The 21,246-nt window shown below is 63.8% G+C and carries 19 protein-coding genes; 8 read left to right on the forward strand and 11 right to left on the reverse strand.

The window, feature by feature from the left end; all coding sequences use genetic code 11:
- Window positions 1-5: 5 nt before the first annotated feature.
- The 4 genes from ACVC7O_RS17115 to ACVC7O_RS17130 all read right to left on the reverse strand — a co-directional run bounded on the left by ACVC7O_RS17115 (window position 6) and on the right by ACVC7O_RS17130 (window position 4,612).
- Window positions 6-1,088, reverse strand: a complete 1,083-nt coding sequence (locus ACVC7O_RS17115) for an ABC transporter permease (protein ID WP_458323326.1) — start codon at window positions 1,086-1,088, stop codon at window positions 6-8.
- Between the two features lie 128 nt (window positions 1,089-1,216).
- On the reverse strand, window positions 1,217-2,584 hold the full coding sequence (locus tag ACVC7O_RS17120) for a CmpA/NrtA family ABC transporter substrate-binding protein (protein ID WP_458323327.1): 1,368 nt from the start codon (window positions 2,582-2,584) through the stop codon (window positions 1,217-1,219).
- 274 nt (window positions 2,585-2,858) lie between these two features.
- Entirely contained in the window at window positions 2,859-4,031 is a 1,173-nt protein-coding gene (locus tag ACVC7O_RS17125) for an ABC transporter substrate-binding protein (RefSeq protein WP_458323328.1), read from the reverse strand.
- Window positions 4,028-4,612 carry an ANTAR domain-containing response regulator gene (locus tag ACVC7O_RS17130; protein WP_458323329.1) on the reverse strand — a complete coding sequence of 195 codons (585 nt, stop codon included), beginning with the start codon at window positions 4,610-4,612 and terminating at the stop codon, window positions 4,028-4,030. The genes ACVC7O_RS17125 and ACVC7O_RS17130 overlap by 4 nt, the downstream gene beginning before the upstream one ends.
- A 177-nt stretch (window positions 4,613-4,789) precedes the next feature.
- On the opposite strand from ACVC7O_RS17130, the gene ACVC7O_RS17135 reads away from it, so the two are divergent.
- Both ACVC7O_RS17135 and ACVC7O_RS17140 read left to right on the forward strand, forming a co-directional pair.
- Window positions 4,790-6,025, forward strand: a complete 1,236-nt coding sequence (locus ACVC7O_RS17135; protein WP_458323330.1) for a putative DNA modification/repair radical SAM protein — start codon at window positions 4,790-4,792, stop codon at window positions 6,023-6,025.
- Window positions 6,022-7,491, forward strand: a complete 1,470-nt coding sequence (locus tag ACVC7O_RS17140) for a UdgX family uracil-DNA binding protein (protein ID WP_458323331.1) — start codon at window positions 6,022-6,024, stop codon at window positions 7,489-7,491. Before ACVC7O_RS17135 ends, ACVC7O_RS17140 begins: the two co-directional genes overlap by 4 nt.
- Here the strand turns inward: ACVC7O_RS17140 and iolG are convergent.
- From iolG to iolD, 5 genes are all read right to left on the reverse strand, one after another.
- A complete protein-coding gene (iolG, locus tag ACVC7O_RS17145) occupies window positions 7,470-8,459 on the reverse strand; it encodes an inositol 2-dehydrogenase (protein WP_458323332.1) in 990 nt (329 codons plus the stop codon). The genes ACVC7O_RS17140 and iolG overlap by 22 nt on opposite strands.
- A complete protein-coding gene (locus ACVC7O_RS17150; protein ID WP_458323333.1) occupies window positions 8,453-9,292 on the reverse strand; it encodes a class II fructose-bisphosphate aldolase in 840 nt (279 codons plus the stop codon). The genes iolG and ACVC7O_RS17150 overlap by 7 nt, the downstream gene beginning before the upstream one ends.
- Before the next feature lie 197 nt (window positions 9,293-9,489).
- A complete protein-coding gene (locus ACVC7O_RS17155) occupies window positions 9,490-10,332 on the reverse strand; it encodes a 5-deoxy-glucuronate isomerase (protein ID WP_458323334.1) in 843 nt (280 codons plus the stop codon).
- A gap of 12 nt (window positions 10,333-10,344) precedes the next feature.
- Window positions 10,345-11,322, reverse strand: a complete 978-nt coding sequence (gene iolC / locus ACVC7O_RS17160) for a 5-dehydro-2-deoxygluconokinase (protein ID WP_458323335.1) — start codon at window positions 11,320-11,322, stop codon at window positions 10,345-10,347.
- Complete coding sequence (iolD, locus tag ACVC7O_RS17165) at window positions 11,322-13,184, reverse strand: 3D-(3,5/4)-trihydroxycyclohexane-1,2-dione acylhydrolase (decyclizing) (RefSeq protein ID WP_458323336.1); 1,863 nt, start codon at window positions 13,182-13,184, stop codon at window positions 11,322-11,324. Before iolD ends, iolC begins: the two co-directional genes overlap by 1 nt.
- A 121-nt stretch (window positions 13,185-13,305) precedes the next feature.
- On the opposite strand from iolD, the gene ACVC7O_RS17170 reads away from it, so the two are divergent.
- Genes ACVC7O_RS17170 through ACVC7O_RS17180 form a run of 3 tightly spaced genes read left to right on the forward strand, consistent with a single transcriptional unit; the run spans window position 13,306 to window position 16,466 of the window.
- Window positions 13,306-14,409: a Gfo/Idh/MocA family protein gene (locus ACVC7O_RS17170; RefSeq protein ID WP_458323337.1), complete on the forward strand. Its 1,104-nt coding sequence runs from the start codon at window positions 13,306-13,308 to the stop codon at window positions 14,407-14,409.
- 17 nt (window positions 14,410-14,426) lie between these two features.
- The gene (locus ACVC7O_RS17175; protein ID WP_458323338.1) at window positions 14,427-15,320 is read left to right on the forward strand and encodes a TIM barrel protein; all 894 of its coding nucleotides are present in this window, start codon (window positions 14,427-14,429) and stop codon (window positions 15,318-15,320) included.
- Window positions 15,321-15,332: 12 nt separating this feature from the next.
- Window positions 15,333-16,466, forward strand: coding sequence for a Gfo/Idh/MocA family protein (locus ACVC7O_RS17180; protein ID WP_458323339.1), 1,134 nt, complete (start codon window positions 15,333-15,335; stop codon window positions 16,464-16,466).
- A 79-nt stretch (window positions 16,467-16,545) separates the two neighbouring features.
- Here ACVC7O_RS17180 and ACVC7O_RS17185 read toward each other — a convergent pair whose 3' ends face one another.
- Together ACVC7O_RS17185 and ACVC7O_RS17190 are read right to left on the reverse strand one after the other, a co-directional pair.
- Window positions 16,546-16,974 (reverse strand): hypothetical protein, encoded by a 429-nt coding sequence (locus tag ACVC7O_RS17185; RefSeq protein ID WP_458323340.1) that lies wholly within the window; start codon window positions 16,972-16,974, stop codon window positions 16,546-16,548.
- Between the two features lie 108 nt (window positions 16,975-17,082).
- On the reverse strand, window positions 17,083-18,081 hold the full coding sequence (locus ACVC7O_RS17190; protein WP_458323341.1) for a LacI family DNA-binding transcriptional regulator: 999 nt from the start codon (window positions 18,079-18,081) through the stop codon (window positions 17,083-17,085).
- Between the two features lie 188 nt (window positions 18,082-18,269).
- On the opposite strand from ACVC7O_RS17190, the gene ACVC7O_RS17195 reads away from it, so the two are divergent.
- The 3 genes from ACVC7O_RS17195 (at window position 18,270) to ACVC7O_RS17205 (ending at window position 21,190) form a co-directional block, all read left to right on the forward strand.
- Window positions 18,270-19,220, forward strand: a complete 951-nt coding sequence (locus tag ACVC7O_RS17195) for a sugar ABC transporter substrate-binding protein (protein ID WP_458323342.1) — start codon at window positions 18,270-18,272, stop codon at window positions 19,218-19,220.
- Window positions 19,221-19,304: 84 nt separating this feature from the next.
- A complete protein-coding gene (locus ACVC7O_RS17200; protein WP_159974738.1) occupies window positions 19,305-20,411 on the forward strand; it encodes an ABC transporter permease in 1,107 nt (368 codons plus the stop codon).
- On the forward strand, window positions 20,411-21,190 hold the full coding sequence (locus ACVC7O_RS17205; protein ID WP_458323343.1) for an ATP-binding cassette domain-containing protein: 780 nt from the start codon (window positions 20,411-20,413) through the stop codon (window positions 21,188-21,190). Before ACVC7O_RS17200 ends, ACVC7O_RS17205 begins: the two co-directional genes overlap by 1 nt.
- Window positions 21,191-21,246 lie beyond the last annotated feature (56 nt).

Raw genomic sequence — 21,246 nt, forward strand, 5'->3', positions numbered from 1 at the left:
GTCGCTCACCGGTTGTTCGTGAAGGTGAAGAGCGATTGCAGCGCGTACATCACACGGTCGAGGAGGAAGCCGATGATCCCGATGGTGAAAACCGCCACCATGATCTTGGCCAGTGAGCTGGACGAGCCGTTCTGGAACTCATCCCAGACGAACTTGCCGAGGCCCGGGTTCTGCGCCAGCATCTCTGCCGCGATCAGCACCATCCAACCGACACCAAGGCTCAGCCGCAGACCGGTGAAGATCAGCGGCAGGGCCGATGGCAGCACCAGCTTGGTAATCTTGGTATAGGTGTTCATTTTCAAGACCTTGGAGACATTCACCAAGTCCTTGTCGATGCTGGCTACGCCAAGGGCCGTGTTGATCAGCGTGGGCCAAAGCGAGCAGAGCGTCACGGTGATGGCTGAGATCAGGAAGGATTTGGCGAACCAGCCGTCCTGCGTCACATAGACCGCCGAGACCACCATGGTCACGATCGGTAGCCAGGCGAGGGGCGAGACCGGTTTGAAGATTTGGATCAAGGGATTGAGCGCTGCGTTGGCGGTGGGCGACAGCCCCGCCGCGATCCCCAGCGGGACCGCCACAACCGTCGCGATCATGAAGCCGAAGAAGACCGTTTTGATCGAGGTCCAGATCTGCGTGTAGTAGCTGGGCGCTCCGGTGTAGGCGACCTGCTTGACCTGATCAGCCTTGCCTGCGTCGATGAGCTTTTGATTGCGCTTCTCGACCATCTCGTTGAATTTGGCTTCTTTTGCAGCCTTGGCCTGCGCATCCTCGTGCAGGTTGACAACTTCGGCCCAGACCTGTGCGGGACCGGGCACGGCGCCGAGCGAGGTCTGCACTTTGGGCGCCAGCGTGCCCCACATCAGCAGGAAGGCGCAGATGGCCAGCAGCGGGACACCGGCGAGGCGCCAGAGGTCTTTCATCTGGGCGCGCGGGTTGTCGCCAGCGGCGGCCTTCAGGAGCGGGGTGATCCACGCAAGCCCCAGAACCTGGAACCAGGTGTCGGCCTTGTTGATGCGGGTGAAGAGCCGGGCGCGGCGCGCCTCGCGGGCCTCTTCGGCGGCGAAATCCGGGTCCACTGTGGTCATCTGGGGTCTCCTGGATGGGGATCAAAAGGGCTGTCGGTGAGGCGTCGGTATCACGTCGGTATTACGTCGGTGCGGAGCGCGCGGCGGGGCAAGGCGGTGTTAACGCCGCCTTGCCCCGCCGCTTCCCGTTACCCGCGGACCTCGGAGCCTACGACCGTCTGACCGGCTTTCAGGCCGATCGGCAGGCTGTCGAGGTAGGCGTTGGGTGCGCGTCCGTCATAGGGAATGCCGTCGATGATATCTTCGGCAGGTGTCGGCGCCTTGTAGCCATCGCTGTCCCAAGGGAAGTCCGCTTCATTGGCAAGGCCCTCATCCACCAGCAGACGGGCCGCGGCGAGATAGATCTCGGGCTTGTACACATCCTTGGCCACATCGTGGTACCACTGGTCATCCTTCGCCTCGTCGATCTGACCCCAGCGGCGCATCTGCGTCAGATACCAGATCGCATCGGAGTAGAAGGGATAGGTGGCGTTGTAGCGGAAGAACACGTTGAAGTCGGGGATGTCACGTTTGTCGCCTTTCTCGAACTCGAAGAAGCCGGTCATGGAGTTGGCGATCACGTCATAGTCGGCGCCCACGTATTCCGGCTGGCTGAGGATCTCGACCGCCGCAGGACGGTTGGCGTTATCATTCTCATCGAGCCAGATCGCGGCGCGAATAAGCGCCTTGGTGATGGCGAGCGTGGTGTTCGGGTACTGTTCGGCGAACTCGGCGGTGATGCCGAAAACCTTCTCGGGGTTGTTCTTCCAGAGCTGGTAGTCGGTGATCACTGGCACGCCGATGCCCTTGAAGACGGCCTGCTGGTTCCAGGGTTCCCCCACGCAGTAGCCGTGGATCGTGCCCGCTTCGAGCGTCGCCGGCATTTGCGGCGGCGGTGTCACGGAGAGGAAGACATCGGCGCCGATCTGGCCGGAGATATTTTCGGGGCTGTAGTAGCCCGGGTGCAGACCACCGGCAGCGAGCCAATAGCGCAGCTCGTAATTGTGGGTCGAGACCGGGAAGACCATGCCCATGTTGAAGGGCTCACCCTTGGCGTTGAAGGATTCGACCACCGGGGCCAGCGCCTTTGCCGAAATCGGGTGCTGCGGGCGGCCATCATCCATCGTCGGGATGTTCGGCTTCATCATCTCCCAAACTTCGTTGGAGACGGTGATACCGTTGCCGTTCAGGTCCATGGAGAAGGGCGTGATGATATGCGCTTCGGTGCCATAGCCGATGGTGGCGGCGAGCGGCTGGCCTGCGAGCATGTGAGCGCCGTCAAGCTGACCATCGATCACGCCGTCGAGCAGCACTTTCCAGTTGGCCTGCGCCTCCAACGTGACGAAGAGACCTTCGTCGAGGAAGTAGCCGTTCTCATACGCCACAGCGAGCGGCGCCATATCCGTCAACTTGATAAAGCCGAAGGTCAGTTCGTCTTTTTCCAGCTCCAGTGACTGCGCCACCGCTGGTCCCGTGATCGTGGCAGCGGCCACCAGACCGAGAAGAATGTGTTTCATATCAAAGCCTTTCGCTCTCGCGCCCGACCCTTCGGGCAAGAAAAAAAGCCGCCGACCTGAACCGCCGGGGAGGAGAGAGGCGGGTTAGGTCGAGCGGCTTTGCTCAGTAAATCCCCGATCGCGGGGAGTAATTCGGTGACGAACATCTTCGCTCGTCATGGGACGGTTATGCCGAGTGGGTCCGCTACCGATCAAGCGGGCGTGGGCAATTTTCCGAAAACTTTCTGCATCGCAGCAGCATCAGCGCCGCGCCTGCACAAAATTGCGGCAGATGTTAACCACTTGGCTCAAAAACGCGCCCATCGAAGAACCGGTCGCGGCACAGAATCACGCGGCCTGCGGCGGAGGCGACGGCGGTGTCGCCGTCCAAAGCGCCTTCGATTTTCGACGAGGCGCCGGGCAAATCGGCGCTCGTGTCCTTCAGGGCGGCACGGAAAAGGTCGGTGCGATAGACCTGTGCAGCGGCCTGCCGCGCGGTGCTGGGATCGTGCCCGGTGCGCAGCGCCATCTGGTAGCCGATCCATTCCGCCTGGCTGCGCCAGGGGAAGTTGGCGGCACCGCGGGCGAATTCGACAAACTGCGGGGTGTGCCGCTCCTCTCCCGACGCGCTGATCGTGAGCCGCCCGGTCAGGGCGCGCTCGATCAACTCGGGCGGCAGATCGAGGTAGGCCGGTTTGCTGAGCAGTTCGGTGGCGAGCAGGGTCGACTCGCTCTCGGCCAGCCAGCGGCCTGCGCGCCAGACCGAGCGGATCAGGCGGAAGAGCAGCGATTGTTCGGTCTCGGCCCAGTCCTGCCGCACCGCCAGCACCTTTTCCGGCGCGAAGTTCCAGATGGCGGTGCCCGGCAGCAACAGCGCGCCAACGCCCTTCTCGACGCTGCGCGACCCCCAGGGCTCGCCGACGCAGAAGGCGTCGATCTCGCTCGCCTCGATGGCTTCGGCCATGAGCGGCGGTGGCACGGTGCGGATCTCGATCTGGCCGTCGGCAACCGAACCGAGGCTTGCCAACCAGTAGAAGACGAGTTCTGCGTGCATGGAGAAGGGGAACGGCACGCCCACGCGCAGCGGTCGGTCGCTGACCTCAAACAGGGCCTGACCGGCGGCGCTGGCATCTTTGAAGTCGAAGCCAAAACCCACGTCACGCAGGCGCTCCTCAAGCACCCGGTTCACGCCGACCACATTGCCGTTGACCGACATCACCGAGACGGCGGAGAGCGGGGTGCCGCCGCCGCCGAGCCCCATGGCCACGGCGACGGGGACGGTGGAGAGCATATGGGCGGCGTCCACTTGCCCAAAGCTGAGCATGTCGCGCAGGCTGGACCAGGAGGGCGCGCGGCGCAGATCAAGCGCGATGCCTTCCTGAGCGGCGAACCCCATCTCCTGCGCCACGATCAGCGGGGCGGCATCGACCAGCGGGATGAAGCCAACGGAGACGGTGGCGGTTCTCATGACAGAAGCCCGGCAGCGGTGACGAGGGCCGAGGCCACGTCGGCGACGCGCTTGCCCTGGTCCATCGCTGCCTTGCGCAGGATGGCGTAGGCCTCTTCTTCTTCCACGCCGCGCGCCTTCATGATCATGCCTTTGGCGCGGTCGATCAGCTTGCGCTCTTCCAGCGCGCGCTTGGTCTCGGCCAGTTCGGCGCGCATGCGCTGGAACATGCGGAAGCGGGCGATGGCGGCGTCGAGCACGGGTTTCACCCGGGCAGGCTGCAACCCATCGACCACATAGGCCGAGACGCCCGCCTCGATGGCGGCATCCGAGAGCCCGGCCTCGGAGCGGTCCACGAACATCGCCACGGGGCGGTCCATCGGGCCGGAGGCGAGGGCGAGTTCTTCCAGCGTGTCGCGCGAGGGGTTGGCGATATCGATCAACACGATGTCCGGCTCACGCGCCATGATTTCGCGGGCGAGGCGCGTGCGCTCCGAGATCACCTGGATATCGAATTCGCCCGCCTGCCGCAGGCCATCAACGATCTGCATCGCGCGATCGCGGTCTGCCTCGACCACGATTATGGACATCTTCCCCGTCATTGGCCTCTAAATCGCTGCGCGTCCTGGGGTTTGTAAACCGGCGATGCTGCTCTGCAGCGGTGCGGAGGATGTCTGGTGCCTCCGGTGACTATTTTTTGGGCGCCTTTTCGCGGCGGTGCCAAGAGGTCGCAGGGGCTTTTGCTTGATTTGACTCGAATGAGAACATATCACGAACATATGGCGCGATTGTCTATGAAAGAGAAGCTGGCGATCCTAAGCGACGCGGCGAAGTATGATGCCTCCTGCGCATCCTCCGGCTCGACCAAGCGGGACAGCCGGGATGGCAAGGGGCTGGGCTCGAATGAAGGCTCGGGCATTTGTCATTCCTATGCGCCGGACGGGCGCTGCATCAGCCTGCTGAAGATCCTGATGACGAATTTCTGCATCTACGACTGCGCCTATTGCATCAACCGGGTGTCCTCGAACGTGCAGCGCGCGCGGTTCTCGGTAGAGGAAGTGGTGTCGCTTACCATCGAGTTTTACCGGCGCAATTATATTGAGGGGCTGTTTCTGTCGTCAGGGATCATCCGCTCTCCGGACGCGACGATGGCCGATATGGTGCGGATTGCGCGCAAGCTGCGGGAAGAAGAGAACTTTCGCGGCTATATTCATCTGAAGACCATTCCGGACGCTGCGCCCGAGTTGATCGAAGAGGCGGGACGGCTGGCGGATCGCATTTCGATCAATGTGGAGCTGCCGACGGATGCCTCGGTGAAGCAGCACGCGCCGGAGAAGAGCCCCGACCAGATCCGCAAGGCGATGGCGGACGTGCGGCTGCGGCGGCAAGCGGCAAAGGACCGCAGCCACACCGGCAAGCGCCCGCCGCGTTTCGCGCCTGCAGGGCAGTCGACGCAGGTGATCGTGGGCGCGGATGGGGCGACTGATGCGACGATTCTGGGGCAGTCGACGCGGCTTTATGGCTCCTACGGGCTGAAACGCGTTTATTACTCAGCGTTTTCGCCGATCCCCGATGCGTCCTCGCGGCTGCCGCTGGTGAGCCCGCCGTTGCAGCGCGAGCACCGGCTCTATCAGGCGGATTGGCTGCTGCGGTTTTATGACTTTCAGCTGGATGAGATCACCGGGACAGCGCCCGGGGGCAACCTCGATCTGGAGGTGGACCCCAAGCTCGCATGGGCGCTGGCCAACCGCGCGCAGTTCCCGGTGGATGTGAACCGCGCGTCGCGCGAGATGCTGCTGCGGGTGCCGGGGTTCGGGGTCAAGACGGTGAACCGCATCCTGGGCACGCGGCGGAACCGGCAGCTGCGTTATGACGATCTGCTGCGCATCGGCGCGTCGATGAAGAAGGCGCGGGCCTTCGTGACCGCAGGTGGCTGGAGCCCCGGTGCGCTGACCGACAGCGCCGATTTGCGCGCGCGGTTCACCCCGCCGCCGGAACAGCTGAGCCTGTTTTGACGGGGTGCGTCACCCTGCCCCGGATCGGCACCGAAGCGGCCTGGCGCAAGGCCGCGCGCGGATTTCTGAGCGCAGGCGTGCCGCCAGACGCGCTGCGCTGGACGGACGGCGATGCAACCGCGGGGCTTTTTGATACCGAGGCGGAGGTGCCCGAGGTGGCCCGCGAGATCCGCGTGCCGCGTGCCTTTGCCGCGATGAGCAGTGCTGTGATCTGGCACAGCGATGCGGATCGGTTCGACCGGCTTTATGCGTTCTTGTGGCGGCTGCAAAAAGAACCCGGGCTGATGCGTGATCGAGGTGATCCAGCGCTCGCCCATCTGCGGCGGATGGAGAAGGCGGTGCATCGCTGCAAGCACAAGATGAAGGCCTTTGTGCGCTTCCGCGAGATCGGCCCGCCTGATGCCCCGCGCCGCAGCTTTGCCGCCTGGTTCGAGCCGACGCATCACACGGTGGAGTTCACTGCCACCTTCTTTGCCCGGCGCTTTGCCGATATGGACTGGCGGATTTTCACACCTGACGTTTCGGCGATCTTCGAGGACGGGACGCTGCAGTTTGCGCTGGATGTACCGCGACCTGATCTGCCGGAGGATGCGAATGAAGGACTGTGGGTCACCTACTTCCGCAACATCTTCAACCCGGCGCGCTTGAAGGTGCAGGCCATGCAATCGGAGATGCCGAAGAAGTACTGGCACAACATGCCGGAGGCGGCGGCGATCCCGGAGCTGATCGCAGAGGCCCCGGCCCGCGCCCGGGCAATGGCGGCGGCGGCCCCGACCCTGCCGCCTGTGCGCACCGCGCGGGTGCAGCAGGTGGCGCGGGCGCAGGCGCCCGATCATTGGAGCGGCCCGTCAGAGGGGTTTGCAGCGGCGCTCGCGGCCTGCACGCGCTGCCCGCTGCATTGCGGTGCGACCCAGGCGGTGCCCGGCGCAGGGCCGGAGACGGCGGCGCTGATGATCGTGGGCGAACAGCCGGGCGATCAGGAGGATTTGCAAGGCCGACCTTTTGTCGGGCCAGCGGGTCAGGTGCTCGATGCCGCACTGGCGCAGGCGGACGTCCCGCGTGAGGATCTCTATCTGACCAACGCGGTGAAGCACTTCAAATACGTAACACGCGGCAAGCGCCGCATCCATCAGCGGCCCAATACCGGCGAGATTGACCAGTGCCGGTGGTGGCTGGACGCGGAGCTTAAGCGCGTGCGCCCGCAGATGGTCCTGGCGCTGGGAGCGACAGCGGCACAGGCGCTGACCGGCGATGGCTCCGCTATCCTGCGGCGGCGGGGTACGATAGAGCGCGGCCTGCATGGGGGCGAGGTGATGATCTCGCTGCACCCCGCGCATATTCTGCGCACGCCGGACCCTGCAGAGCAGGCCCGCTTGCGCGCGTTGCTGCCTGATGATCTGGCCGCCGCATTTGGCGCGGTGGCGCCGCGCGCACCGGATGCGGATCAGCCCAGCGTGACCGGCTGACCCGTTTCCCATGAGCGCGTGGCCGCATCGGCGAGCATCTGCGCGCGCAGCCCGTCGGTGATGCCGGGAGATGGCGGGGTGCCGTCGCGGACGGACGTGACGAAATGCGCCATCTCCGCGAGATACGCAGCCTCGTAACGTTCGAGGAAGAAATGCTTGGCCGGAGAGGTGGCAAAGCCCTCGGCGGTGGCAGTCTCGACGGTGTGTTCCTGCACGTTGGCCGCCCGCAGCATGCCGCGTGCGCCGTGCACCTCGATGCGCTGGTCATAGCCGTAGGCGGCGCGGCGCGAGTTGCTGATCTGGCAGATCGCTCCGCTGGCGGTGGTGAGCGTGACGGCGGCGGTATCGGCATCCCCTGCTGCACCGATCTCTGGATCAACCAGCGCGCTGCCGACAGCGAAGACGGTTGTGGGCTCCTCCCCCAGCAGGAAGCGCGCCATGTCCAGATCGTGGATCATCATGTCGCGGAAGATGCCGCCGGAGCTTTTGACATAGCTCACCGGCGGCGGGGATGGGTCGCGGGAGAGGATCGTGACGATTTCGGCCTGCCCGATGTCGCCGGCGGCGAGGCGGGCTTGCAGATGCGCGAAGTTCGGGTCGAAGCGGCGGTTGAAGGCGGTCATGAAGGGCACGCCCGCGGCCTCGACTGCCGCAATGCAGTCGCGGATGCGGTCGGCGGACATGTCGATGGGCTTTTCGCAGAAGATCGCCTTGCCCGCCTTGGCCGCCGCATGGATCAGGTCGTAATGGGTGTCGGTGGGCGTGCCGATGACCACGGCGTCGACATCCGCGCTGGCGATCAAGTCCGCGCTGTCCAGCACCTGGGCGCCCGTCTTTGCGGCGAGCGCTTGGGCTGCGGTCGGAACGGCATCGGAGACGGCGGACACACGTGCGCCCTCCAGCCGGGCGATGGAGGCGGCGTGCACCGCGCCGATGCGCCCGCAGCCCAGAAGCCCAATGTTCAACATTGCGTCTCTCCTTTCAGCCCGCGCAACACGGTGCGGGTGGCGGCGACCAGCGGGTCGTGCGTGTCCTTGAGGATCTGCACGCGGTCGAAGCGGGTGGGGTCGCTGTTGACAGCGGCGCGCAGGGCGGTGCCGAAGGCCATGCGCAGTTCGGTGCCGATGTTGTATTTACAGATGTTGGTGGTGCGCGCGAGGTGCTGGCGTTGGGCGAGCGGCACGCCGGAGCCGCCGTGGATCACCAAGGGCACGTCGGTGAGCGCTTCGATGGCGCGGATGCGCGGCTCGTCAAGGCCGCCCTCCTTGTTCTTCTGCAGGTGCACGTTGCCGACGGAGATGGCCATCGCGTCGATGTTGGTCTGGCGGGCGAATTGCGCGGCTTCGTCGGGGTTGGTCCCCTGTGAGCTTTCGCCCTGCGCATAGCCGACAAAGCCGATCTCGCCTTCGCAGGAGATCCCCGCGCCGTGGGCCATCTCGGCGATGGCAGCGGTCTCGTCGATGTTTTGCTGCAGCGGCAGGCGGGAGCCGTCGAACATGAGCGACGTAAAGCCTGAATCGAGCGCTTCGCGGCACTCCTCGGCGGTGTAGCCGTGATCGAGATGCGCGACGACGGGCACGGAGGCGCCTTCGGCGAGGTGGCGGAACATCTTGCCAAGCACGGGCAGCGGTGTGTGCTCGCGGCAGGAGGGTCCGGCCTGCAGGATCACGGGGACGTTTTCAGCTTCGGCGGCGGCCACATAGGCGCGCATGTCCTCCCAGCCGAGGGTGACAAGGCCCGCGATGGCGTGGCCCTGCTTCAGGGCAGGCTGCAGAACGTGGGAGAGGGTGACGAGAGGCATGGGCTATGTCCAGCGTAGGGGAGTTGAGGGACCAGCGGTCACCCGATGCACACGAGAGGGCAGTCGACCGTGGTGCCTGTTGCCAGCCGTCGGACCAGGGCGGCGGCCGCACCACGGGGTGGCCCGAAACGGCCACCCCGGGGGGGCGGTGCGGCCGTCGCCCGTCTGCGCCGGGCGATGACTGCTGTACACAGATGTCACTTGAACTTCGCCACCATGTCCTTGATGCCCGGAATGGTCTCGATCTGATAGGCATGAGTGGGCTGGAAATATTGCACCAGGCTGCGCTGGCTGAGCCCACCTAGGATCGTGAAATAATACATCTCATAGCCCGGCATCACCGCGCAGGGGTGATAGCCCTTGTCGATGCAGATGGTGGAGCCGTCCATGAGTTGATACGCATCTCCCGGCTTGCCCTCTTCACGTTGCAGGATCTGCACGCCCGAGCCGTGCTTGGGCCGGAAGCGGAAATTGTAGGTCTCGTCGTGCCGCGTCTCATGCGGCAGGTTGTCGGTGTCGTGCTTGTGCGCGGGGAACCCGGACCAACCGCCCTGCCCCACGGTGAAGAGTTCGGAGACCAGCAAGCGCCCCACCTTGCCATGCTGCTTCTGACCGAGGATGTGCTTGATCTTGCGGTGCGTCTTGGTGTCGTCAGAGCCATATTGCACCTTGTCGAGCTCGGGCACGCGCACGTCGAAGGGCTCCAGAACCTCGTCATATTTGGCACCGGCGATGAAGGTCTCGGTTGTGTCCGATGTGCAGGTCATACGGACCTTGGCTCCAACTGGGACATAGACGCCTTCGGGCTCGCCGTCCCAGACGTCTTCGCCCCGGTTGCCGAGTTTGTCGAAGCTCACGCCCTCGACCTCCACGTCCAAGGTGCCCGTGGCGGGCACGATGCAGGTCTCATAGCCCGGCACCTGATACTCAAAGCTCTGGCCCTTGGTGAGCTTAACGATGTTGAAGTAGTTGAGCGGGACGGTCGGGTCGTCCGCGTCCACGATCGGTTTATTCTGATTGTCGTGCGGGGCGATGTGCATGATGTCTCCTTCCTAGGCCGTGGTCGGGCCGGGGTGCGCGGCAAGGAATGCCGCGAGTTGATCTGTGTCGGGCATGGCGGGCGCGCAGCCGGGGCGGGCCACCACGTGCGAGGCGCAGGCGGAGCCGCGCAGCACCGCCTCTTTCAGCGCGCAGCCATCCGAAAGGCTGGCGAGCAGCCCGGCCATGAAACTATCGCCCGCGCCGGTAGGCTTCACTGCTTCGACGGGGTAAATGCCGGTGCGGGTCTCCTGCCCGTCGGCAAGGGTGATGGCGCCCTCCGGGCCCATCTTATAGATCACGATTTCGGCGCTGCTCTCGGCCAGCGCACGCGCCTTGGCGAGGCCTTTGTCGATGTGACCGGCCATGAAGCCGAACTCCTCGTCATTGCCAACGATCACATCGGCCATGTCGCCGGCGCGTGTAAGCACCTCGGCCGCCTCGTCCGCCGAGGGCCAGCTGTAGGGGCGGTAGTCGATGTCGAAAAGGATGGGCAGGCCTGCCTCTTTTGCCTTCTTGAAAGCGCGGAAGGCTGCGGCGCGGGAGGGTTCGGCGGCGAAGACCGTGCCGGCCGTGAGCACCGCGCCGTAGGCGGTAAAATCTATGGCTTCAATGTCGGCGGTGTCCATCTGAAAGTCAGCGGCGTTGTTGCGGTAGATGACGGATTGATGGTCTTCGATGCGGGTCTCATAGACGGCAAGCGACGTGCGGCATTCGCCACGCACGCGTTTCACATGGGTGCGGTCGATGCCGTAATGATCAAGCTGCCCTTCGCAGTACCAGCCGACCGCGTCATCCGAGACCGCCGTCACCAACGCCGCCTTGCAGCCGAGCTTGACCAGCCCTGCCGCCGTGTTGGCCGCCGAGCCGCCCATGCTGACGTGCATGGTCGTAGCGTCGCGGGTACGCGTACCGGGCGGGTCGGCGTAAAAATCCATCCCCACCCGGCCGATCACCAGGAAGTTGCCGGTGCCGAGCGCCTCTTTCAGCATCAGACGCCCTTCCTCTGGCGGGGCCGCGCGCTTTCCCAGTCCGCATGGGCGGTGCGCACCTTCTCGGAGGTGGAGACTTGCGGCGTGCCACATTCCCACCAGGTGTGGCCTTGCGTCGTCCAGCCCTCGTAGGCGTCGACCTTCATGACGATCACGCTGGTCTTGTCCGCCGCTTGCGCGCGTTTGAAGGCTTCACCCAGTTCGGCGGGGTTTTCGACGGTTTCCGCGTGGGCGCCCATGGAGGCGGCGTGGGCTTCGAAATCCACCGCGAAGGGCTCCGCGACTGTGGGGCAGTCGGCGATAAGGTTGTTGAAGCTCTCGTTGCCGGTGTTGTTCTGTAGCTTGTTGATAACCGCGAAGCCGCCGTTGTCGAGCAGGAGGATGATCAGCTTCTGCCCCGTGAGCACCGAGGAGTAGATGTCGGAGTTCAGCATCAGGTAGGAGCCGTCGCCGCAGAAGGTGATCGTATCCCGCTCCGGCTCGCGCTGGGATTGGGCGATACGCGCGCCCCAGGCGCCCGCGATCTCGTACCCCATGCAGGAGAAGCCGAATTCGACGTCCACCGTGCCGGGATCGAGCGTGCGCCAATTGGCGGTGACCTCGGCAGGCAGCCCCCCGGCGGCGGCCACGACCCGGTCGCGCGGGTCGCAGAGGGCGTTCACCACGCCGATGGCTTGCGCATAAGAGTTCGGGCGGTTGTCGCCGTAGGAGACGTTGTCGGCAACATAGGCGGTCCACTTGGCGCGATGGGCTTTGGCGGAGTCGACCCATGATGCGGGGGCTTGGTAACCGCTAAGACCGTTGTCTAGGACGGTGAGCCCGAGTTTCGCGTCGCCGACGATGGGCAGGGAGAGGTGTTTGCCCGCGTCATGCCGCCCTGCGTTGAGCGAGATGAACCGCGCGTCTTTGGAGAAGGCGGTCCAGGAGCCGGTGGTAAAATCCTGCAGCCGCGTGCCGACGGCCAGGATCACATCGGCCTCTTCGGCGATGGCATTGGCACTGTCGGAGCCCGTCACCCCGATGGGGCCGATGTTGAGCGGGTGGGTGTCGGTAAGGTTCGCGCGGCCCGCGATGGTCTCGACCACGGGGATCTGATGCGCCTCGGCGAAGGCAGTCAGTTCAGCGACCGCGCGGGAGTACTGCACGCCACCGCCCGCAATGATCATCGGGCGTTGCGCGGTCTTCAGCAGCGCTGCCGCGTCGGCGATTTCGGCGGCGTCGGGGGTTTGACGACGGATGCGATGCACGCGTTTTTCAAAGAATTCGTCCGGATAGTCGTAGGCCCAGCCCTGCACATCCTGCGGTAAGCCGATGAAGGCGGGGCCGCAATCCGCCGGATCAAGCATGGTGGCGAGCGCGGCGGGCAGCGACTGGATGATCTGCGCGGGGTGCGTGATCCGGTCCCAGTAGCGGCTGACCGCGCGAAAGGCGTCGTTCACGCCAAGGGTCGGGTCGTGGAAATGCTCCATCTGTTGCAGCACCGGGTCCGGCAGGCGGGTGACATACGCGTCGCCACAGAGCAGCAGCATCGGCAGGCGGTTGGCGTGGGCCAGCGCTGCAGAGGTCACGAGGTTCGAGGTGCCCGGCCCGGCGGAGGCGGTGCAGAACATAAAGCGCTGGCGCAGCCACTGCTTGGCATAGCCCGCCGCAGCAAAGCCCATGCTCTGCTCATTCTGGCCGCGATAGAGCGGCAGGGTGTCCTGTACGCCACAAAGCGCCTCACCCAGACAGGGCACATTGCCATGACCGAAAATGCCGAAACCCCCGCCGCAGACGCGCATTTCCACGCCGTCGATCTCGATAAACTGAGCGTCCAGCCATTTGATGATGGCCTGCGCGGTTGTCAGGGTGTGAGAGGTCATCGAAACTGGGGTCCTTCAGGCGTTTGTTGCTGCCAGATCAATTCGCGTCTTGAACAGCTCCGACTCTCACGATACTAATTTTGCAACCGGTTGCAAACGGATTCTCACAAAAGGAACGCCGATGGCTGAGATTGGGATAGGCATTGTCGGCGGCGGCTATATGGGCAAGGCGCATGCGGTGGCGATGTCCGCTGTGGGCGCCGTATTCAACACAGGCCTGCGGCCTCGGCTGGAGATGATCTGCGCCACCTCACCCGAAAGTGCCGAGCGGTATCGGGCAGCCTATGGGTTCGCCCGTGCGACCGATGACTGGCAGGCGCTGGTCGCGGACTCGGCGGTTGAGGCGATTGTGATCGCCAGCCCGCAAGAAACCCATCGCGCCATCGCGGAAGCGGCCTTTGCGCTTGGCAAGCCTGTGTTCTGTGAGAAACCGCTGGGCGCCTCGCTGGAGGACAGCCGCGCTATGGTGGCTGCAGCCGAGGCGGCAGGCGTCGCGAATATGACCGGCTTCAACTATATCCGAACACCCGCTAGCCAGTACGCGCGTCAGCTGATTGCCGATAGGGTGATCGGCGAGGTCACGTGGTTTCGCGGCGAGCATACGGAGGATTTTCTGGCCAATCCCGAGACGCCCGCCTCTTGGCGGACGGAGGGCGATGCGAACGGGACCATGGGCGATCTGGCGCCGCATATGGTCAATGCGGCCCTTGCGTTGCTCGGCCCGATTGACCGGCTCATTGCAGAGGTGGAGGTGGTGCATGAGACCCGCCCCGGCGGCACAGTGACCAATGATGATCACGGCCAGATGATGTGCCGCTTTGCACGGGGCACGATGGGGCAGCTCTATTTCTCGCGCATCTCGACGGGGCGCAAGATGGGCTATGCCTATGAGATCACCGGCACGAAGGGCGCCATTCGCTTCGATCAGGAGGATCAGAACGCGCTCTGGCTCTATCGCGCGGAGGGGCCGGAGGCGACGCGTGGGTTCACGAAAGTCCTGACTGGCCCGGCGCATCCTGATTACGCGCCCTTCTGCCAGGGGCCGGGGCATGGCACAGGGTATCAGGACCAGATCATCATCGAAGCGCGCGACTTCCTGCAGGCCATCGAAACGGGCGAGCCCGTCTGGCCCACGTTCAAGGACGGCATGGAGGTGAACCGCGTGATCGCGGCGGCGATGGCCTCGTCGAACGACAAAACCTGGAAAGAGATTTCCGATTTCTGACCCAAGAAAGGGCTCTCATGACGATACGGATTGGCAATGCGCCCTGCTCTTGGGGCGTGGAATTCGCAGATGATGCGCGCAACCCGACGTGGCAGTCGGTGCTGAAGGACTGCGCAGCAGCGGGGTATAAGGGCATCGAGTTGGGGCCTGTGGGCTTCATGCCGGAGGACCCTGTGGCGTTGGGCGAGGCGCTGGCGCAGCATGATCTGGAATTGATCGGCGGCGTGGTTTTCCGCCCGTTTCACGACCCAGACGCCTGGGACGACGTGATGGACGGATCGGTGCGCACCTGCAAGGCGCTGGCGGCGCATGGGGCCAAGCATCTGGTGCTGATCGATTCCATTTCGCCGCGCCGCGCGCCGACGGCTGGGCGGGCGTCTGAGGCTGAGCAGATGGACAGCGCGGAATGGAACGCCTACCGCGACCGCATCGGCACCATCGCGAAGATGGGTACGGAGGAGTATGGGCTCACCGTGGGTATCCACGCCCATGCGGCAGGGTTCATGGACTTCGAGCCGGAGTTGGAGCGGCTGCTGGACGAGGTGGATGAGCGCGTGCTGAAGATCTGCTTTGATACCGGACACCACTCCTATGCGGGCTTCGATCCAGTGGCCTTTATGCAGCGGCACATTGGGCGCATTTCCTACATGCATTTCAAGGATATTGACCCGGCGGTTAAGGCCGATGTGATCGCCAAACGCACTGGGTTCTATGACGCCTGCGGGCAGGGAATCTTCTGCAATCTGGGCCAGGGGGATGTGGACTTTCCGGCAGTACGGCAGGTGCTGCTGGACGCAGGGTTCGAGGGCTGGTGCACGGTCGAGCAGGATTGTGACCCGCTGCTCGATCCGGACCCGCTGGGGGATGCGCGGGCGAACCGCGAATACCTTGAATCCATTGGCTTTCGGTAAGGGGTACGGGACATGAAGAAACTCAACTGGGGCATGATCGGCGGCGGCGAAGGCAGCCAGATCGGACCAGCCCACCGACTGGGCGCGCAGGCGGATGGCAACTTTGTGCTGGCGGCGGGGGCGCTGGACGTGGATGCGGAGAAGGGCCGGGCCTATGCGCAATCGCTGGGGGTTGCGGCGGATCGCGCCTATGCGAACTGGCAGGAGATGCTGGAAGGCGAGCGCGGGCGCGAGGATCGGGTCGATCTGGTCACAGTTGCCACGCCGAACTCCACGCATTTCGAGATCACCAAGGCGTTTCTGGAGGCCGGGTTCAACGTACTCTGCGAAAAGCCGATGACCATGACCGTGGAGGAAGGCGAGGAGATCGTGCGCATGGCCGAGGCCTCGGGCAAGATCTGCGCGGTGAACTACTGCTATTCCGCCTATCCGATGGTGCGCGAGATGCGGCAGATGGTGAAGACCGGGAAGATCGGCAAGGTGCGCCTCGTGATCGCCAACTTCAGCCACGGTCACCATGGCGATGCGGGCGATGCCGACAATCCGCGCGTGCGCTGGCGCTATGATCCGGCGATGGCGGGCGTGTCGGGGCAGTTTGCGGACTGCGGCATTCACGCGCTGCATATGGCGAGCTTCATTGCGGGCGATGAGGTGCGCAGCCTGTCGGCCGATTTCGCCTCGACCATACCGTCGCGTACGCTGGAAGACGACGCGATGGTGAACTTCCGCATGGAAGGCGGCACGGTCGGGCGGCTCTGGACGTCGTCAGTCGCCATCGGGCGGCAGCACGGGTTCGACATTCAGGTCTTTGGCGAGACCGGTGGCATGCGGTGGGCCTCCGAACAGCCCAATCAGGTGTTCTATACTCCGGTCGGCGGGCGCACGCAGATCATGGAGAAGGGTGAAGCTGGGTTGTCGGACGAGGCGGCGCGGCTGAGCCGTGTCGCGATTGCGCACCCGGAAGGCTTCCCGCTAGCCGTAGCGAATATCTACGTCGATCTGGCTGCTGCGATCCGGGGAGAGGTGCGCGACGCCCTGCCCTCCGCGATGGATGGCTTACGCTCAATGGCGGCGGTCTATGCGGCGGTGGAGTCGGCCAAGGCGGACGGTGCTTGGGTCGATGCGCGACCGCCGATGTTGCGTTAACGGGCTCGACTGGTTGGGCAGCTTTAGCGGGATCAAGGTGACGTTGGAAAAGACAAGCTGAAGGTCTGCTTGATCGGCCTCAGCTTTCTTTTCGCAACAGAAGATTGCGTCGGTACTCGATTTGCTTTGGCCGCCAGAACGGGACGAAAATCAAACCGGTTGTGGTGTCATCGATCCATTGTTCGTCTTGCCAAGCTTGCGCCGTCCAACTGCAATCCATTGCGCCTCGTTTTATCACCTTTAGGCGGCACTCTTCCGAGAGGCCAAACGCGAAACAGTTCAGAGCACCTTCTTCCGCCTCGAAGTGTTCGTGCCAACCATCAAAACCGACCTGGAATTCTTCGCCAAAAGCATGAAATGATACGTCAAAGCTCTCCGAGTTTTTGCAAGAGACGATAATGTGGTGGTCGCTCGTGTCGAGATCAAATCCACAGTACTCGTCTAGTTTGGAGAGGATCGCGTTACGCCAAGTCGTCAAAGTTGCTCCAGTAGTTGTCTGAGCGTTCATACCCGCAATCAGTTTGCCGGCTAGCACGCGGAATATACTTCATAGCAGACATTGGTGTACAAAGCAGCGTCCGTTGCTAGGGGCTCTAAGTGGATATTCAGACGACAATTAACCTAACGGCCTGAGCGTCCCCCGCTCAACAATCGAACACGGAAAGATACGCGCTTCGGGGTAGCGGTCGGGTTCGTCGAGCATGGCGACCATCAGTTCAATCGACGACGTCACAATCTGCCGGATTGGTTGGTGGATCGTCGTGAGGTTGATGTTCTCCCAGCGGGCCATTTCCATGTCGTTGAGGCCGATGATCCCGATGTCCTCGGGCACGCGCAGACCGCTGTCTCGGATCGCAGACAACACGCCGATGGAGAGCACGTCGTCACCGCAGAAATAGGCCTCCGCCGGATCAGATTTCAGCAGGCGCAGCATTTCGCGGCGACCGGCGTCAAAGGAATAGGCGTCGGCGAAGCTGTAGCTTGTCTTGACGTCCCGATGCGCGCCAAGTTCTGAGAAGAAGCCGGAGTAGCGGTCTTGCGTGGAGGTGGCGGCTTCGGGGCCGCCGAGGAAGGCGATCTTGCGATACCCCCGCGCGACCAGCGTGCGCGCGGCCATGCGCCCGCATTCCACGTTGTTGATGCCGACCACATGGACCTCGGGCGCGCTGGAATAACGCCCGAAGCTGTGCACCACCGGCACGCCCGCGTCGCGGAAGGCCTTGGAGAAGCCCGGCGGCAAGGTGGAGGAGGCGACGACTGCGCCATCGACGGAGTATTGGCGCAGCATGCGGACTGAGGCCTGCGGATCGGTCTCGTCAGTGAGGTTCACCAGCAGCGGGCGCAAGCCGCGATCCTGCAGCCCTCGGGTGAAAAGATCGAAGACCTGCAAGAAGATCGGGTTGTGAAAGTTGTTGGAGATCAGCCCGATGAGCTTGGTGCGCCCGGTCGTCAGCGACGAGGCCAGCGCGTTGGGGCTGTAGCCGAGATCGCGCGCAGCCTTTTCGACCTTTCGCCGCATCTTTTCCGAGACCGAGGCGCCATCGGTGAAAGTGCGCGACACCGCGGAGCGGGACACCCCCGCGCGTTCTGCAACCTCTTTCAATGTGACGGGCATGTGTCTGGGTCCGATGGTATTGGGTCCGGTCTCTTTTATCTGACGATCAACGCCCCTGCAGCATGAAACAGCGCGTCAGTTTTTGCAACCGGTTGCAAAAAAGCGCCCCCCGTGCTTTAGTCAGATTCGGAGACGTGGCAGAGGTCACTCTTGCGCCATGAGAACGGTGAACCCTTGGGAGGAACATAATGACATCTCTGATGAAGAAACTGGCATTAGCCACGGCGGTGGCCGCCGCATCTTTTACGGTCGCGCAGACGGCAGCGGCTGAGGGCGAGAAATACATCCTCGTCAGCCATGCGCCGGACAGCGATACGTGGTGGAACACGATCAAGAACGGCATCGCGCTGGCGGGTGAGCAGGTGGGCGCCGAGGTCGAGTACCGCAACCCGCCCACGGGTGACATCGCCGATATGGCGCGCATCATCGAGCAGGCCACGGCCTCCGGCCCCGATGGCATCATCACCACGCTGGCCGATTTCGACGTGCTGAAAGGGCCGATCTCGGCGGCGGTCGATCAGGGTATCGACGTGATCATCATGAACACCGGCACGCCCGAGCAGGCACGCGAGATCGGTGCGTTGATGTATGTGGGCCAGCCCGAATATGACGCGGGCTTTGCCGCCGGGCAGCGCGCCAAGGATGAGGGTGTGACCAACTTCCTCTGCGTGAACCACGCGATCCAGCAGCCTACAGTGGGCGAGCGCTGCCGTGGCTATGCGGATGGTCTGGGCATCGATCTGGGCGATTCCATGATGGACAGCGGCACCGACCCCTCGGAGATCAAGAACAAGGTGCTCGCCTATCTCTCGGCCAACCCGGATGTGGACGGGATCCTGACGCTGGGCCCGGTCTCGGCCGACCCTACCATCGCGGCGCTGCAGGAGAACGGCATGGCAGGTGCGATCCACTTCGGCACCTTTGATCTGGGCGAAGAGATCGTGAAGGGCATCAAGGATGGCACTATCAACTGGGGCATCGACCAACAGCCTTTCCTGCAAGCCTATATGCCGGTGGTAATCCTGGCCAACTGGGATCGCTATGGCGTGCTGCCGGGCAACAACATCAACTCCGGCCCCGGCTTCGTGACCAAGGACGCGCTGGCCAAGGTGGAAGAGTTCGCGGGCGAGTTCCGCTGATCCTCTGACGACGCTTCGGGCGGCCCTCGCACAGACGGAGGCCGCCCTTTTTCTCACTTTCTGCATGCACCGGGGGACAAGGCCATGGCAGACACCACCGACGAGCGCATAAAAGAGATATCGCCGCTGCGCCGCGCGCTGATCCGGCCGGAGCTGGGCGGCATGGTGGGGACCGTCGCGGTTTTCACGCTGTTCGCGCTCTTCGCCTTCGATTCCGGCATGTTCAACAGCCAGGGCGTGATGAACTGGTCGATCGTCTCGGCGCAATTCATGATCATCGCGGTCGGCGCCTGCCTGCTGATGATCGCGGGGGAGTTTGACCTCTCCGTCGGCTCGATGATCGGCTTTGCGGGCATGATGATCGCCGTCTTTGGCGTGGTGCTGGCCTGGCCCATGTGGATCGCCATCCTCATCACCTTCGTGATTTGTTGTGCGCTGGGGGCGTTGAACGGCTGGATTGTGGTGCGCACGGGGCTGCCGAGTTTCATCGTGACGCTGGCGTTTCTCTTCATCCTGCGCGGCTTCACCATCTACATCCCCCAGACCGTCGAGCGGAAGACGATCATCGGTGGCATTCGCGATGCAGCCGAGGGCGACTGGCTGGCCCCCATCTTCGGAGGCAAGATCGGCCAGCCGATCTTCCAGTGGCTCGGCGACATGGGTGTGATCGGCGTCTTCGAACGGGGCACCCGTGCGGGGCAGCCCGTGGTCGACGGCATCCCGATGCTGATCGTCTGGGCGATCGCGTTGATTATTTTCGGGCACATCCTGCTGACCCGCACGCGCTTCGGCAACTGGATCTTCGCGGCGGGCGGCGACGCCGAGGCCGCGCGGAATTCGGGTGTGCCGGTGAACAAGGTGAAAATCCTGATGTTCATGTTCACCGCCTTCTGCGCGACCGTCTTTGCGGTCTGTCAGGTGATGGAATTCGGCTCGGCTGGGGCCGACCGGGGGCTGTTGAAGGAGTTCGAGGCGATCATCGCAGTGGTCATCGGCGGCGCGCTTCTGACGGGCGGCTATGGCTCGGTCATCGGGGCGGCGCTGGGGGCGCTCATCTTCGGCGTGGTGCAGCAGGGGCTGTTCTTCGCGGGCGTCGAGTCGAGCCTCTTCCGGGTGTTCCTCGGGGTCATCCTGCTGTTTGCGGTGATCCTGAACACCTACATCCGCCGCATCATCACAGGAGAACGGTAATGGCTGATCCGATTATCCAGATGAAGGAAATCCAAAAGCACTTTGGCTCTGTCATCGCGCTTGCGGGCGTGTCGGTTGATGTCTTCCCCGGCGAATGTCACTGCCTTCTGGGCGACAATGGCGCGGGCAAATCGACCTTCATCAAAACCATGTCGGGCGTTCACAAGCCAACCAGCGGCGAGATCATCTTTGAAGGCAAGCCGCTGGACTTTGCCGACCCGCGCGATGCGATTGCCGCGGGCATCGCCACCGTCCACCAGCATCTGGCGATGATCCCGCTGATGAGCGTGAGCCGCAACTTCTTCATGGGCAATGAGCCGGTGAGGAAGATCGCCGGGCTGAGCTTCTTCGACCACGACTACGCCAACCGCGTGACCATGGAAGAGATGCGCAAGATGGGTATTAACCTGCGCGGCCCGGATCAGGCGGTGGGCACGCTCTCGGGGGGTGAACGCCAAACGGTGGCCATTGCTCGGGCCGTGCACTTTGGCGCGAAGGTCCTGATCCTGGACGAACCGACCTCGGCCCTTGGTGTCCGACAAACAGCGAATGTGCTGGCGACCATCGACAAGGTGCGCAAGCAGGGCATCGCCGTGGTCTTCATCACCCACAATGTGCGTCACGCCATGGCGGTGGGCGACCGGTTCACGGTGCTGAACCGCGGCCAGACCTTGGGCACGGCGGTGCGCGGGGAGATCACGCCGGAAGAGCTGCAGGACCTCATGGCCGGGGGGCAGGAGATGGTGCAACTGGAAGGCAGCCTCGGCGGCACCGTTTAGCGGACCGGCCACGTCACCCCACCGCAGCCGACCCGCCCGGCTGACAAGCCGGGCAG

The organism is Roseobacter cerffii, assembly GCF_054226325.1.

Coding starts and splice junctions, on each gene's coding strand:
- ACVC7O_RS17190 (WP_458323341.1), bottom strand. CDS start 18,081: ATGCCCGTCACATTGAAAGAGGTTGCAGAACGCGCGGGGGTGTCCCGC.
- ACVC7O_RS17115 (WP_458323326.1), bottom strand. CDS start 1,088: ATGACCACAGTGGACCCGGATTTCGCCGCCGAAGAGGCCCGCGAGGCG.
- ACVC7O_RS17125 (WP_458323328.1), bottom strand. CDS start 4,031: ATGAGAACCGCCACCGTCTCCGTTGGCTTCATCCCGCTGGTCGATGCC.
- ACVC7O_RS17195 (WP_458323342.1), top strand. CDS start 18,270: ATGACATCTCTGATGAAGAAACTGGCATTAGCCACGGCGGTGGCCGCC.
- ACVC7O_RS17120 (WP_458323327.1), bottom strand. CDS start 2,584: ATGAAACACATTCTTCTCGGTCTGGTGGCCGCTGCCACGATCACGGGA.
- ACVC7O_RS17175 (WP_458323338.1), top strand. CDS start 14,427: ATGACGATACGGATTGGCAATGCGCCCTGCTCTTGGGGCGTGGAATTC.
- ACVC7O_RS17200 (WP_159974738.1), top strand. CDS start 19,305: ATGGCAGACACCACCGACGAGCGCATAAAAGAGATATCGCCGCTGCGC.
- ACVC7O_RS17180 (WP_458323339.1), top strand. CDS start 15,333: ATGAAGAAACTCAACTGGGGCATGATCGGCGGCGGCGAAGGCAGCCAG.
- ACVC7O_RS17205 (WP_458323343.1), top strand. CDS start 20,411: ATGGCTGATCCGATTATCCAGATGAAGGAAATCCAAAAGCACTTTGGC.
- iolG (WP_458323332.1), bottom strand. CDS start 8,459: ATGTTGAACATTGGGCTTCTGGGCTGCGGGCGCATCGGCGCGGTGCAC.
- ACVC7O_RS17130 (WP_458323329.1), bottom strand. CDS start 4,612: ATGACGGGGAAGATGTCCATAATCGTGGTCGAGGCAGACCGCGATCGC.
- ACVC7O_RS17170 (WP_458323337.1), top strand. CDS start 13,306: ATGGCTGAGATTGGGATAGGCATTGTCGGCGGCGGCTATATGGGCAAG.
- ACVC7O_RS17155 (WP_458323334.1), bottom strand. CDS start 10,332: ATGCACATCGCCCCGCACGACAATCAGAATAAACCGATCGTGGACGCG.
- ACVC7O_RS17150 (WP_458323333.1), bottom strand. CDS start 9,292: ATGCCTCTCGTCACCCTCTCCCACGTTCTGCAGCCTGCCCTGAAGCAG.
- ACVC7O_RS17135 (WP_458323330.1), top strand. CDS start 4,790: ATGGCGCGATTGTCTATGAAAGAGAAGCTGGCGATCCTAAGCGACGCG.
- iolC (WP_458323335.1), bottom strand. CDS start 11,322: ATGCTGAAAGAGGCGCTCGGCACCGGCAACTTCCTGGTGATCGGCCGG.
- ACVC7O_RS17185 (WP_458323340.1), bottom strand. CDS start 16,974: ATGAACGCTCAGACAACTACTGGAGCAACTTTGACGACTTGGCGTAAC.
- iolD (WP_458323336.1), bottom strand. CDS start 13,184: ATGACCTCTCACACCCTGACAACCGCGCAGGCCATCATCAAATGGCTG.